A 14346-nucleotide genomic window follows, 5' to 3' on the forward strand; every position below is an offset into this window, starting at 1 on the left:
ACACCCCACCGATAGTTTATTACATCGGTGGGGTGCTGTCAAACAGGGAACCGTCCCCTTTGCTTTCCCGTGAAAGAGCAAAATTGCTTGCTTTCCCACGGGGCTTGTTGGTTTATCTGCTTCGATTATTGATGGGTTTAGTTAGTTTTTGTAAAAGTTGTTTTTGTTTAAACCTACTCTACTGTAAATTCTACAATTCTTACTCTACTTCGTCTTCTTCTATCACATCCGCTTGGTTTACTTGAGTGTCATCAGCATCTTCCTCATCAATTTCAGTCTCACTAATTTGCTCTTGCCCTGATGTTGTTTCATCAACGTTTTTCTTATCGGATTCCTCTGAAACTACTTCTTCTTTTGGTTCTTCAGTTATTTCTTCATTAATTTCATCAGCTACTTTAACTTGGGTAACTACCGTTTCTTTGGTATCAATAACAACAGGGATAGTCTCCATGGTTTCTTCTTCGGTTGCTTCTTCCACGCCTATTGTAAATTCAAAACTGCCTTCTGCTAGTACTACTTTTTCGTCTTTAAAGCCATCACTTGAGATGATGCTCTTGATGGCACCTTTAACTGTTACTGCTTCTTCGTTATCTGTAACGAGGATTGTCCAGGTCGCTGCCGGGCCCGACTTGAATTCTGCCGGCTCCCCACCAAGAACCAGCTCGCTCAGCCAGATTTCTGTTTCTTTAATTTTAATCTCCTTGGCAGCAGTCTCTTTACCATTGTAAAGGATTGTTACCTTTCCGTCGGTCAGCCCTTCTTCCAATGTAACCAGTACATCAATGTAATAGCCTTCAATGACTTCTGGTACTTCGATGGCTTTATCAAAAGATGCGGTAAATCCATTAGCTTGTTCCTCTACAGTCATCGAGGTCTCTGCAACGAGTTTATCCAGTGCTTCCTGAACGGGATCTGTCTGTGCGGCAACTGTAAACTCAAATGCTTCTGAGGTTACTTTAAGATCACCATCTACTTCTACCAGGCTTACAGTGAACTTATATGTTCCTGCTTCAAGGCCATCTTTTACTGTGAATGGTGTGGTTACACCTTCCGCTCCCTTGAGCGCGGGCAGCTTATATTCCCAATCGCCATCTTCTGCTAAAACAAAACCTGCTGATGGACCAAAGTGTGCTTTCCCATCTTGTATTGTAAATGTCCCAACTTCAGGATCTCCATAGCCTATCTCTTTGCCGTCCAGGCTATTTGAACCGTCAACTACTTCCATCAAATACCTAAGTTTTACGTCGTCTGCAATGTTATCTACGTTGCTTACTTTAATCTTAAAACCTTCTACCTCTTCACTGCCTTCTACTATGCTGTCAGGCTTTGTGAATTCAAAGTCTGCAACTGGATATGCAGGTGCTACTGGAACTTCTAATGTCACTGTCATTTCGTCAGTTACATCATACATATCCCCAAACTGGTTGCCTGCAACATCCTTAATGACAAAGTAGAATGTTATTGTATCTCCAGCTTTTTCTCTGACAAGAGCACTCATTTGCTTGCCAAAGTTAAGCGTCCATATACCATCTTTAAATGTTGAGCTTGCTCCAGTTGTTTTGTCTGTTACATCCTCTGTACCTACTTCAAATTCAGGTACACCTTGACCATCTAAGCTATGGTCTACTTCCAGGCATGCTAATTCTCCATTATCCGTTGCCTTTACAGTTAGAACTAAATTGCCTTCTTCGTCATTGGTTAGTGTTACTTCCCCAAGTTTTGGTGCCTCAGTGTCTTCTGGTGCTTCTTCAGCCTTGTAGCTAACAATGAACTTACTCCATACGTCACCGTGTTTTACTAAGAAGATATGGTCGCCTTCTTCTTGCTTCCATCCTTCTTCATCGGCATCAACTTTGAACCATAAACAGTTATCACCGCTTGAGGTTAATTTGCTGATCTCACCGCCTGGCTTGATTTGATACATAGCATCAAAGTTTACCAGGTCAACACCAGCTACATTGTACTTCTGATAAGTTGCTTTCAGTTCATCGTTACGTATAGGCTCCCCTTCTGCTGTTGCTGTTACTTTTTTTGGTGCCTTCCAATCTAATGTCGCTTTATAATTTACGCCATCATTATCTACAACGACAAACTCACGCTCGCCTGCTTCTGCCAATACGTTGAACCATAGGGTGTGGTCAGTATTCGGTGTCAGCTCTTTGCCGTTTGAGGTAATGCTCTTAACGTTATCTTTGTGCAGACTGATTCTTTCACCGTCTACTAGAAGTTCAAACTCCTGGAATACATAGGCTTTTTCAGCTACTGTGTTGAATCCTGTCCGACCTGTTGCATTCCAACTTCCTTCCACTATTACTGGCTCTTCTGAAGCTTGATAATTAATTACTGCCTCGCTCCAGGCATCGCCCTTCTTAATGAGGAAGGTATGCTCGCCTTCTAGCTGCTTCCAATCATCATTTGCAGTGTCTTTTATCTTGAACCAGATGTTTAGATGGTTATCGCTATCTGTCAATATCGCCAGTTCGCTGATTTCCCCATTAGGCTTAATCTGGTAAACCTTGGAGTACTCAGGATCTACGTCTACTGCTACTGTGTAGAGCTGATAAACTGCTTTTCGCTCTTCATTCTCTGCTGGCTCTCCAGTTTTTTCAGCAGTTGCTGTAACTGGTGCCATCCAAGTTAATGTTGCTTCGTATACATCACCATCTTTAGTCTCTACGGTGTATTTGTACTCACCACTGGCTTTTCTAACGTTGAACCACAGCAGTGGATCGCTATCGTCACCTACTTCTAACTCCTTGGCTTCTTCAGCACCAGGAGCCAATACGGTCATCTTTGCGATGTTGCTTGCTACTAAAGCTATTTGCGCGTTAGTTTCGCAATCTAATAGTTCGAATCCTTGGAATACATAGGCTGTTTCATCTATGGTGTTGGTGCCTACTTTACCGGTGTCGTTCCAGGTGGCGTCTAATACTACCGGCTCTTCTTCTGCCTTATAATTAACTACAAACTTACTCCATACGTCACCGTGTTTTACTAAGAAGATATGGTCGCCTTCTTCTTGCTTCCATCCTTCTTCATCGGCATCAACTTTGAACCATAAACAGTTATCACCGCTTGAGGTTAATTTGCTGATCTCACCGCCTGGCTTGATTTGATACATAGCATCAAAGTTTACCAGGTCAACACCAGCTACATTGTACTTCTGATAAGTTGCTTTTAGTTCATCGTTACGTATAGGCTCCCCTTCTGCTGTTGCTGTTGCTTCAGCTGGTGCTTTCCAATCTAATGTCGCTTTATAAGTTACGCCATCATTATCTACAACGACAAACTCACGCTCGCCTGCTTCTGCCAATACGTTGAACCATAAGGTATGGTCGGTATTAGGTGTTAGCTCTTTGCCGTTTGAGGTAATGCTCTTAACGTTATCTTTGTGCAGACTGATTCTTTCACCGTCTACTAGAAGTTCAAACTCCTGGAATACATAGGCTTTTTCAGCTACTGTGTTGAATCCTGTCCGACCTGTTGCATTCCAACTTCCTTCTATTACTAACGGATCCTCTTCCTCAGCTTTAACTGGCCCCACCGGCTCACTTTCTACCATTCCGGTGTAGTTGCCTGTTCCTGTTGCTTTTACTTTAATGTATTTACCTACATCGGCTGCAACAAGTTCATAAGTCTTGCCTGTTGCTTCTTCAATAGGTACATAGCCTTCATTTTCACTATCGCTTCTCATCCACTGATAGTCAACTGTCGCCTTATCTGGCGTTACTTTAGCCGTCAATGATTCTCCGACTTTAGCTACACCTTCAACACTAATAGCACTTACAATATCTTCACTAGGCTTTACTGTAAATGCAAACTCACTTATGCCACTATCCCTCATGTTACCCTTAACAGCTATAGCCTTAATAGTAACATCATCTTGGATTACTATTGGCTCGGTATATTTAGTTGTTAGCTTATTTCCATCGGTGGTATAGTAAATTGATGCTCCCGATGTATCTGTACTCAATTCTACCTTTGTACCTTTAGCTACTTGACCACCATTAGGATCAGCTGTTGGTTTTTTTACTTGAGATGCTTCAAAAGGTGCCCAGGTTGAAAAATGATATACTGTAGCTTTAACTACATTTCCTTCAACTACAGAATCAACATATTTCCATTCCTTAGCAACTTCATCATAGCAGAAAATACCTACGCTGGCACCTTCCCCTTCAAATGGTAATGCCAATTCTACACCTTGGCTAAAGTCGATATTGCCATCAAACTCGATCTTAACAACTTTACCGGAGGTTTTAAAAACTTGTCCCTCTTCAACATCGGGAACTTCATAATCTTCTAACTCGGTTACCGCTACTGTTACCCCTTCATTAATAACAATAGCAGAAAGATCTAATTCAACGCCGCTCTCAAATTTTAGTGGTTCTTCCACAGTTTTTGGAATTGCCACAGGCTTGCCTGCTGGAAGCGGTTTATCCTTTGCTACTACGTTAACTGAAAAAGTCTTTTCAGCAGTTTTATAGCCAGATTTCCCTACAGCAACTGTAATTTCTGTTGTTCCAGCTGCTTTACCTTCAATTTTTATAGTCTTGTCTTCATAACTAGCAATAGTAGCAACATCTGTTTTACTACTGGTAACTTTGCTTATTTTAGCATCCGCTGGGTTAGTTGTAATTTTTACTGTAGCATCGCTTCCGGCAATAACGGTGATATCGTTAATAGCACTTACAGAAACTACAGGGGTGCTTGATCCACCACCACCGCCTCCGCCACCGCCGCCGGAGCTAGAGCCCCTTACCTCTTTACCGGCAACAATGGCTTCTACGCCACGTTTCAGCTTTGGTTCGTTAACTGGCTTAATTTCTACCTCTACACCATCCACATTAATAGTAAGATCGGTGATTTTGCCATCGCCTTCTAGTTTCATACCAGAATTGGCAATTAGCTTATCTATGGTAGTATCCTTTAAGATAAGTCTTATTTCATTGTCTTCTTTGTCAACAGTTGTTTCTGCTAATTCACAATTGTCCAAAGTAATACTGTTCTCGCCGCCACCATAGATGTAGGTTTTACCTTCAACAACAACATTCTTCAGAGTTACATCACCATCGCCAATACCTTTGGCTAGGGTAAGGTCCCCTTTGATTGTTGTGTTCCGAAGAGTAACTCCATCTTCACTAATGGTTACATCATCATTTATAACCTGTTGCTCCTTTTCAGGTCCGTATGTTCCTGGCTCATCATAGGTGCTTGGTATAGTTGGAGTTGGTGCAGGCTCTGGTGTAGGTTCTGGCTTAGGTTCAGGTGCTTTAACTCCACCAATGGCTCGATCTAGGGTGACTATTGCCTCTGCACGGGTAATTGAGCGGGTGGGTTTAAAGGTTTGGTCTGGGTATCCGCCCATGTAACCCTTGGCCACCACTGCACCAATGGATCCTTTACTCCATTGAGGAATGGATTGAGCATCTTTAAAGTTTGCCACTGCAGCCACATTACTGGTGTCTAATTGTAGGATTCTGGCCAACATGGAAGCTGCTTCTTGGCGTGTAATTTGATTGTTTGGCTTAATGCTACCATCGCTATAACCGCCAACATAGCCCACTGCTTTGGCTTTAGCAATTTCACCGGCAAACCAATCAGTTGACTTAACATCGGTAAAATTAATCTCTACCGTTTCATTAAAATCAAATGCTCGGTTAACTAAGGTTATGAACTCTGCTCTCGTAATACTGTTATTGGGTTTAAATGTTCCATCTTGATATCCCTTTGCTAGACCCTGATCCGTCCAGCTATTAATTTGGCTCTCAGCCCAATGCCCCTGAATGTCTGTAGCTTGAGCATAGGCTAGTCCGGCAAAAGCTAGCACTACAAACAATACTAAGCATAAGGCTGTCGACAGCTTTTTACCTTTCGTTATCACACTAAATTCCCTCCATTATTATTTTTATTGCTACCTGCAAAATAACAGATCCCCTATTTCACCTCCTCATAAGGGTAATAAAAAAAGGCAATATAAAATACCTGCGCCTTTATAGCACAGAATACTTATATTGCCTCTTAAGGGCTTTACTAATATATTAAATTTGCGCTGGTAGAAAATAAGTATTAGTTAACCTCTACCTCAACAATACCTTCAGTTCTAATAATCATGATCCGTTTACATTTGTTACATTTAATCTCAATATTATCGCCATTGACCACACATAGAAGCTTGTTGCATATGCACCGTTCCTCACCCACTGATGTCGAGCAAATAACATTCTGTATATTCCCTTTATCAATTGCCACAGACATCACCTCCCGTATTCTTGATTTTGCTAAACTAATAAATTTTACGGCATAGTAAATTTGTCCCGAATCTAGTAAATTAGTCCTATTGATAATGACATAATAATACGACATAAATCATATAAATCCTTGAACATTCTTGCAAAAAGAATGTCGAAATTTATTACATAAATAATTCCTCATGCCAATGTTTAATAATCCGTCTCGTTGTTCACAGTTACTCGAATAGTAAGCGCTTACTTTCCTTTTAATTTTCTGAGGGCAAAAAAAAGACCGCACGATTCAGCAAATCGTACGGTCGGTTGCACTACTGACTCAAATACAGTTCAAGTGCCCAAATACAAACTGTATATCTTCGTCCCCGTCAGAAATAACGCATCATATAGATTTAATTGTAATTTAGTTTATTAATACGACGAAGATAGTCCAAACTCCTTGTATATTACAGAAATAACTTACAAAAAGAATGTCAATATTTGTTGATAATTAAAATGTTGTCCCTATTAATAATCCAGTACATCCACTTTGTATATTTTCCATGCTCCCTTTATGTTGGTTAATCCAAAGCGTTCGGTGACAGTGATGTTCTGCTGCTGGGAGTTGGCTTGGTTTAGGGTGTATTTAACTTTAACCACCACCGTTGCTAAGTGGTTGTTTTTGAATTTGACGTCAAAGCCACCGATACGGCTTATCGAGCTGATGTTTAAGGACGTTGGGGAATCTTCCACCGCTCCGAGGCCGCCATTTTTCAGTGACAGAGTGGCGCCACCGGTGGTGTAGTGAGTTAACTCCGTTAGTTTGTTGTCCCTTTGCATCACCGTTTCTAGGTCAGCTAGGTAACCGTCTATTACATTCTGCAGCTGGCCGTCCGTTGGTGTCGCTGTGCTGTCGGTCTTTAAAAATCGATTGAGAATCACCAGCACTTCCGCCCGGGTGGCGTTTCTATTGGGTTCAAAGGTGGTGGCGGTGCGACCGCCAATGATGCCGGCTTTCTTGGCCTGCAGCACCGAGGTGGCATACCACTTGTTCAATGGTACGTCTTTAAAGTTAGCATCATAGGGCGGTTGGGGCGGTGATTGTACCGCGTTCATAATCATGGCCGCGATTTCGGCCCGGGTGATGTTTTTGTGGGGCTGAAAGTAGGTTCGGCCATCGCTGCCGGGGACACCATTGATAATTCCATTGGCGCTGAGGGACGCCACCGCACCCTTAGCCCAAGCAGGTATTTGCTGCCAATCGGCAAAATCCGGCTGCTGGCTGGTAGCCTCTAAGCGCAGGGTTTTAGCCATTAGCGCGGCAAACTCCACCCGGGTAATGGGCTTGTTGGGTTTAGCAAAATATTTACCGTTTTCGGCATAACCGCTTAAAATATCCAACTGAATCATTTCCGTTAATTCTGCTTCGGCCCAGTGGTTATCTATATCCACAAACTGGTTGGGCAAAGCCACCGCAGCATAGGAACTGACGGAGTTGGTCAACACCGTGACCGCTGTAATAAAAGAAACCAGCAATTTACGCATCTAAATCCAAACCTCCACATAGTTTTTTAACGGGACAAGGGGACAGGTTCTGTGTCCCAAGGCTGGGACACCAAACCTGTCCCCTTGTCCCTCTCTTATGGTTCAACTTCTAACAAGATATCAAAGGTTCGGTTCCATGGTAAATCTACCTTTAGTTGATCGATGGGGAAATCCTTTAGGTTGTCGGTGGCAAAGGTTTTTAGTTGCTGTTCAATCTCCGTTGCCACTGGGCCCTTGTCAGGGCCTAGGTTATATTTATTGATGTTGCCCTGTTGTACTTGGCTGCGGACATTGGCTTGGTAGCCCCAGTCGTCCAGTAGGCGCACTGCCAGCAGGTGCAACCTGTCCGCTTCACCGATATCCTGGGACAACATGCCTTGGGCCAGGGCATAACCCACAGTATTGCCGGCGGTATTCCAACCGGCATAGGCTGTCAATTGGGGCAACAACTTCTGGTTCGCCAAGGTGGCCATTAGACTGTTATCTGCACCGTTGGCCAGCGCCACATCGGCAACCGCCACGCGGCGGCCTTTCCCAATATGCCGACTAATGTCATTGACCAAAGCGGTGGTGGTTCTTTTGGGCTCCGCCACATTGGCGGCACTACCCGCTTCACCAATGACCCCGTCTTCCGGGGTGTTCACTGCCAAAATTAAGTCTGCCTGCTCAGGCTCAGCAATAACTTTACCGCCAGCGGCCACAATGTGGGCGGTAACGCTCTCTCCCAGCGTTACATCTTCATACTTAGGGGTGGTGTTCGCCCCCCGGCCCGGTGCATAAGAGGTATAGACCGCCGGGGTGTTGCCCTGGGCATCGTTCAACGCCCGGGTCAACAGCACTAGGCCCACTTCATCCGCCCCGGGAAAGGAGTTATATTTAGCAGCATCCAGTGCGGCTATTTCTTCGGTTAATGACCGATACTCTTTATGAGACTGGGAGTAAGACAGGGTATCGTCCCGACAGAGAATCATGTAATCCATCACGTTAGTTTTGGTTTGCTCCAGCAGTTGCCGATTAATGGCGAGGTTCTTCTCCCGCCGCTGATACCAGTCTGTCAATACATCACCGGGGATGTCGGTTAACAGTTGGTTTAGCTTTACTTCCTCCGCTGCCGCTAGTCCTTCAATCTCCGCTTTATCCCGCAGCGCAGTCAGTTGAAAGATACGACTGCCATAGGTACCGTAGTAATCCGGCTCGGCCACGTTGGTGTTGCCCTTGTGGGTGCGCATTAGCGTGCTAAAGACATAAAGTTTAGCATCGGGGTTTTGTTGTTTTAGCTGGTTGAACTTGTCCACCCGGTCTGTCAATGTTGCCTGGTCTAAGTTATGGATGCGGGAGGGGGTTAGGCCACCGTACACCAAGGCATCGGCCGACAACACCAGGTAATCCGCCTGGGAGCAGTTGTCAAACAGCCATTGCCACAATTTATCCACCTGCCCAGGCTGCTTAATATGGGGCAAGTACTCCTCCGGGGGCAGTAGCAAATTAAATGAAGTGGCGTTAATGGTATCGGCGACGTAATCTAGGTTGACCGGTCGCTCATCCATGGGGATATACAGCAACGTGATTTCTTTATTATCCTCTGCGCAGGCGGTTAGAGTAAAACAAAATATTAGCGTTAGCATGAGCAATAGTTTTTTCAACATGAGAAGCCTCCTGGAACAAGGGGACAGGTTCCGCGTCCCATTAATAATGGGGACACGGAACCTGTCCCCTTGTCCCTTTTCCCTTGCTTATTGTTCGTCGATTTGGATTGATTCTGTTTGCCCATAACCACCAGCCGGTGGCAACCAGGGGGTGCCGTTATTTGCTGAGGCATCATTTGTTGGTGGCTGTGTTTGCTGTTGCGGTGTGGCATTGGTTGATTCATCCACATCTCCGTCACTTGGTTGTTCTCCCTGCCCTTGCTGTTGGCTACTATTATCTGTTCCGCTATTTTGCGGCTCAGTAGATGTATCTGTCACTGGTTCCTTTTGGGTAGGAACCCAGTCAGTGGCCTGTTCTTTTTTAGTGGGTGTTTCTGGTGTTTTTGGCGTTTCAGTAACTGTGTTTTGCACTACAGTAGACCCTTGAATTGTCTCGGTGGTTTCTCCCTCAAACAGGGCCATGACAGCTTGGTTAGCCACCTCTGGTTCCACATGCCAATAACTTAGGCCATCTATAGTAGCAAAAGTACCCGGCAGGGTTTGGGTAACTATTTCCAAATTGCTTAAATTCTTAGCGGCCTTGGCTAAACTTGCCATTTCCATTACACCTAAGTTGGTCTCTACGTTTTTACTAACGCTGGGCACAATTTTGTGCAGCTTGGTTACCGAACTGGGTGACAACACCTCTTGGGCTAAGGCCTTCAGAAATTTTTGCTGGTGGGCGGCACGATCGACGTCACCGTTGACATAGCCCCTAAAGCGCACATACTGCAGCGCTTTATCGCCATCTAAATGCTGCATGCCCTTTTTCAAATTAATTCTAGTGCCATCCATCGGATCGTAGTAGCTCATGTTTTGCTCCACTTCGTAGTCTAAACCACCGACGGCATCCACAATATCTTTAAAGCCATTAAAGTTGGTCAGTACATAATAATCAATGGGCACACCCAATAAGTCAGATACCACCTGGCTGGCCAATTCCGGCCCACCAAAAACGTTGGCAGAATTTATTTTCTGATAGCCGTGTTTGGGTATTTCCACCCTGGTGTCCCGGGGAATAGACATCATTGAAATGCGATTGGTTTCTTTATCTACACTGACAAAAATCATGGTGTCTGTTCGGGACTTGGTTTCACCGGGGCGGGCGTCCATGCCCAAAAGTAACACATTTATCCGATCATTTAATATGGATTCATCAACATCTTTCTCTTGACCCAGCAGGTTTGTATCCAGATCAGGAAACAGGTAGTTAGCAGCCACCTGATAGCCCACCACAAATAGAGCCACTAACAGAACACTAAATATAATAATGGGCATTTTCTTTTTAAGTTTGCGTTTTTTTGCCATAAAATTACACCTACTTTCAGTACTGGTGTTTAACAGATTAATTTTATCGCACTATAACTGACAATTCAACTGGAATATTAAGCACCCTCTTTTTATATGACGCCAAAGTCAAGCAAAACGTTTCAAAAATGATTCATTAACATACATTTTCCACTTACACATGTAGGGGCCCGATTTATCGCGCCCCTAACGCAACCTTTGTTTATAAGCTAAGGTGTTGCACTATGTGCAATATTTTACTTTCTACCCAACCTATAGGTTTTCAGCACCAACATGACAAATTTGGGTAACACCAATTGTCGTTTAATTCGGCTTGGTTCCTTGACCAATCGATACAGCCACTCGATTTTCAGCTGTTGCGTCCATTTAGGTGCCCGTTGCTTTCTTCCAGACACAACATCAAAGCTACCGCCTACCCCCATGGCCACCGGCACCCCCATTTGGGGCTGATACTTGGCAATCCACTGCTCCTGCCGGGGAGCACCTAGGGCCACAAACAACAGGTGGGGATTAGCCTCCCGAATCATTTCCGCAATGCGACCACTTTCACTATCGGTAAAATAGCCGTGATAAGTGCCGACAATGGTTAGGCCCGGGTGTTGCTGCTTTAGCCTTTGGCCAGCCTCTTCGGCCACCCCCGGTGCGGCCCCCAATAAAAAGACCCGCCAGCCTTGGTGTTCGCCTTTGGCACAAAGGTGTAGCATTAAATCAATGCCGGTCACCCGCTCCGGCACCGGACTACCGGCGATGTTGCAGGCCCAGACAATACCGGTGCCATCCGGCGTTACCAAATCGGCGCTGTTGGCTAAATCCAGCAGTGCTTTCTCCCTTTGGGCCCGATACAAATACTCCGGGTTTAGCGTTATGATATGATGCGGGCGGCCGGATTTTACAAAATCTGCCGCCCGGTCTACAGTTTGTTCCATATTAAGGGCATCAATATAAGCCCCTAGCAATTCTACTCTCAAAGATGTAAACCTCACTTAAATGTATTTCTTGGTGGTAAAGTGAATAGAGAATGAACTGGTATCAATATCCTTGGCTATCGCCTGGGGTGGAAACTTAAAGGTCTGCAAGCAACCTTTATTTTTGCCCAAAATTAATTCTTCATCGATATGGAAAAGCTTAGAGGCCACCTTCACCCCTTGGGCATCTTTAACTGTTATTGGAATGTTTTCAATCTGCAACACCTTTTGGGTACCGTTACGGATCACCACAGTAACCTCAAGCTCACCCTCACTATTAAACTTCACTTCATAGGGAGTAACATTTAACTGATCTGGTTTAACCGGTGGCAGTTTGGTTAGGATATCTTTTAGTGTTTCAAGCTCCAATTGTCTTTCCTTTTGTTGCATAGCTAAAGCGGCATTTACTTCATCCTGCGGGCTGTCCTTAGCCATAAAGCTAATTCTCCAGTCATCATGTTTAACAATGTCTACAAATACGTTTTCCTTGTCAAAAATCAATTCCCATGGCCGGGCAGTGTGTGAAGGAATAGCCCCCATCTTACTTAGGTCAAACTCTTGTTGAGCCAGCACTTTGTTATCTGAGCTAACAATGGCCAGCTTGGTAGCACCCAATCTCACCGGCTGAGATAATCCATTGCGCAAATAGAAGCCTACTTCTAGGTGATCCTTCTCATTAACGGCGTAAATACCGTTAAGGCCGATAAAACCTTCTTTAATATCTGGTAATTGACCTACTTCTTTTTCCATAATTTCTTTTAAAGCGTAGGATGTATTGCCACTGGCAACCTTCCAATCCGGGTGCAAAGATAGCTTAGTTTTAATTCTATTATTCTTTTCCGCCTCTTCCGCATTTGCTTTTACTGTAACACTTTCGGTAACTTGGCGCTGTGTTTTGTCTGTCAAACGTTTTAAAAACTCGGCCATTTACTGTGCCTCCCATATATAAAATTCAATTAACAATAATATATCCAAATATTAAAGTTATCCAAATTAGATTGTACCATAAATCTTTAAAAGCACAAAACACATTCAGCATAGTAAGATCAAATTTATGAACTAGAATAGTGGTAGTTTTAAAAAACACAAATGGCTAATTATATGTTTAAAATTTTAGCTAATTATTATATAATATTAATAGCCATAATTAATTAAAAGGAGGCCGGATTAAATGTTTGTCAAATCAACAGAATTTAAAAATAACGTAGGTAAGTTTTTGCAAATATCACAAGATGAAGAAGTTATCATACTAAAAAACGGCAAACCAATATCTAAACTTGTATCAATAAAAAAAGAAGAAGCACCCCTAACAAAGGAACTGGTAGGTGTTCTGAAGCATATGGGAGACATTGACGAGGATGAACTAAAAGCAGAAAGGATCAAGGCTAATGATAGTACTGATTGATACAATGTTATTTTAGACGTACTACTCGCTAGAGAGCCACATTTTAAAGATTCGGTAAAGGTTTTAGAAATGGTAGAAATCGGAGAGGCGAAGGGTTATATTACTGCTAATAGCATTACAGATATTGCTTATATTATAAAACGTGGTGGCTTTTCAACAGATAGAATTATAGAAATTATTAAACATATTATGCAAATATTAGGGGTAACAAGTTTAACAAAAACAGATATTTTAAAGGCGCTAGAGTTAGGGTATAAGGATTTAGAAGATGCAATTCAAACCCAGTGCGCCAAAAAAATACGGGCGGAATATATAATTACAAGAAACAAAAGGGGTTTTTTAGATAAAAGCATAAAAGTTTGTTCACCAACAGAATTTATAAAAGAGCTTTATTAAACCTAGATATACTGCCTAATTCTCGGCGCACTCTTAATAAATTGATCAAAAGATTATAAAGGATTCTTTAATGGCCTTTCTTGGACTGGTGGCTTCTAAATTACCATTGTACTCTAGGTAGGCCTTCATTAACTTCCAAGAAAGTTCGTATGTGAATTCAAACCTCTGTATTGCGGCATCCAAAACAATATCATCTTGATAGGGGTCACGATTGATGCTTTCATTCAGTTTAATGTAGGCCTTTTTTAAGTCTGCTAATTTAAATTCTAACCTTTCTAAAGTCACCATCAAATCGCCCCCTTATCTATTTGAAAATAACGATACCGTCTTTATCTATATCACCTTTTAGTTTTTGATTAGCCACATCTGCATAATCTACTACATCAAAGGAATATATCACATTTAGTTCATCCAATGCATTTGTAATTTGAAACAACCTGTGCTTATCTTTTTTAAATTTCACTGCTAAGTCAATATCCGAAGTTACTTTGTAATCACCCCTAGCCCGGGAGCCAAAAAGAATTACTTTTTCAATAAACTCGGAATAGCCTTTAAAAACAGTAATTATTTGATCTAACACCTTGCTACTCAACCCATAATTACCCGCCATGTTTTCACCTGCTTAAAAAACCAAATTTTAGCATTAATTTTATTATAACCTATTAAAATACTTGGATACAACTGCCCAAACGTAATTGTCAAATCCTAAGCACTTAGGTAAATAAAAAGCCCAACCCGAGGATTGGACTTGATTTCAATTTTTAGTTTTGTAGCAGTTGTCGGGAAGCTCTTTAGACCATGGAACAAACTTTTCAATC

General features: G+C 42.8%; 10 protein-coding genes and 1 riboswitch. Of the genes, 2 read left to right on the plus strand and 8 right to left on the minus strand.

The window, feature by feature from the left end:
- Nucleotides 1–199: 199 nt before the first annotated feature.
- The 6 genes from V6C27_01845 to V6C27_01870 form a co-directional block, all read right to left on the minus strand.
- Entirely contained in the window at nt 200–5881 is a 5682-nt protein-coding gene (locus V6C27_01845; protein ID MEG6615170.1) for an S-layer homology domain-containing protein, read from the minus strand.
- A gap of 655 nt (nt 5882–6536) precedes the next feature.
- Nucleotides 6537–6621, minus strand: a riboswitch (cyclic di-GMP riboswitch).
- A 131-nt stretch (nt 6622–6752) separates the two neighbouring features.
- The gene (locus tag V6C27_01850) at nt 6753–7769 is read right to left on the minus strand and encodes an S-layer homology domain-containing protein (GenBank protein MEG6615171.1); all 1017 of its coding nucleotides are present in this window, start codon (nt 7767–7769) and stop codon (nt 6753–6755) included.
- 95 nt (nt 7770–7864) lie between these two features.
- Nucleotides 7865–9415, minus strand: a complete 1551-nt coding sequence (locus tag V6C27_01855) for a DUF4127 family protein (protein ID MEG6615172.1) — start codon at nt 9413–9415, stop codon at nt 7865–7867.
- 87 nt (nt 9416–9502) lie between these two features.
- On the minus strand, nt 9503–10762 hold the full coding sequence (locus tag V6C27_01860; protein ID MEG6615173.1) for an LCP family protein: 1260 nt from the start codon (nt 10760–10762) through the stop codon (nt 9503–9505).
- Between the two features lie 236 nt (nt 10763–10998).
- Nucleotides 10999–11730: a WecB/TagA/CpsF family glycosyltransferase gene (locus V6C27_01865; GenBank protein MEG6615174.1), complete on the minus strand. Its 732-nt coding sequence runs from the start codon at nt 11728–11730 to the stop codon at nt 10999–11001.
- 15 nt (nt 11731–11745) lie between these two features.
- Entirely contained in the window at nt 11746–12654 is a 909-nt protein-coding gene (locus V6C27_01870; GenBank protein ID MEG6615175.1) for an SLAP domain-containing protein, read from the minus strand.
- Nucleotides 12655–12898: 244 nt separating this feature from the next.
- Between V6C27_01870 and V6C27_01875 the strand changes: the two genes are divergently transcribed.
- Nucleotides 12899–13132: a type II toxin-antitoxin system prevent-host-death family antitoxin gene (locus V6C27_01875; protein MEG6615176.1), complete on the plus strand. Its 234-nt coding sequence runs from the start codon at nt 12899–12901 to the stop codon at nt 13130–13132.
- Nucleotides 13133–13141: 9 nt separating this feature from the next.
- Nucleotides 13142–13528 carry a PIN domain-containing protein gene (locus V6C27_01880; protein MEG6615177.1) on the plus strand — a complete coding sequence of 129 codons (387 nt, stop codon included), beginning with the start codon at nt 13142–13144 and terminating at the stop codon, nt 13526–13528.
- Nucleotides 13529–13573: 45 nt separating this feature from the next.
- On the opposite strand, the gene V6C27_01885 is transcribed toward V6C27_01880, so the two are convergent.
- Together V6C27_01885 and V6C27_01890 are read right to left on the minus strand one after the other, a co-directional pair.
- Nucleotides 13574–13816 (minus strand): HI0074 family nucleotidyltransferase substrate-binding subunit, encoded by a 243-nt coding sequence (locus tag V6C27_01885; protein ID MEG6615178.1) that lies wholly within the window; start codon nt 13814–13816, stop codon nt 13574–13576.
- Between the two features lie 16 nt (nt 13817–13832).
- Complete coding sequence (locus V6C27_01890) at nt 13833–14138, minus strand: nucleotidyltransferase domain-containing protein (protein MEG6615179.1); 306 nt, start codon at nt 14136–14138, stop codon at nt 13833–13835.
- Between the last annotated feature and the right edge of the window lie 208 nt (nt 14139–14346).

The organism is Peptococcaceae bacterium 1198_IL3148, from assembly GCA_036763105.1.
Classification (GTDB): Bacteria; Bacillota; Desulfotomaculia; order Desulfotomaculales; family Desulfohalotomaculaceae; genus JBAIYS01.

Coding starts and splice junctions, on each gene's coding strand:
- V6C27_01850 (MEG6615171.1), bottom strand. CDS start 7,769: ATGCGTAAATTGCTGGTTTCTTTTATTACAGCGGTCACGGTGTTGACC.
- V6C27_01855 (MEG6615172.1), bottom strand. CDS start 9,415: ATGTTGAAAAAACTATTGCTCATGCTAACGCTAATATTTTGTTTTACT.
- V6C27_01860 (MEG6615173.1), bottom strand. CDS start 10,762: ATGGCAAAAAAACGCAAACTTAAAAAGAAAATGCCCATTATTATATTT.
- V6C27_01870 (MEG6615175.1), bottom strand. CDS start 12,654: ATGGCCGAGTTTTTAAAACGTTTGACAGACAAAACACAGCGCCAAGTT.
- V6C27_01875 (MEG6615176.1), top strand. CDS start 12,899: ATGTTTGTCAAATCAACAGAATTTAAAAATAACGTAGGTAAGTTTTTG.
- V6C27_01885 (MEG6615178.1), bottom strand. CDS start 13,816: ATGGTGACTTTAGAAAGGTTAGAATTTAAATTAGCAGACTTAAAAAAG.
- V6C27_01890 (MEG6615179.1), bottom strand. CDS start 14,138: ATGGCGGGTAATTATGGGTTGAGTAGCAAGGTGTTAGATCAAATAATT.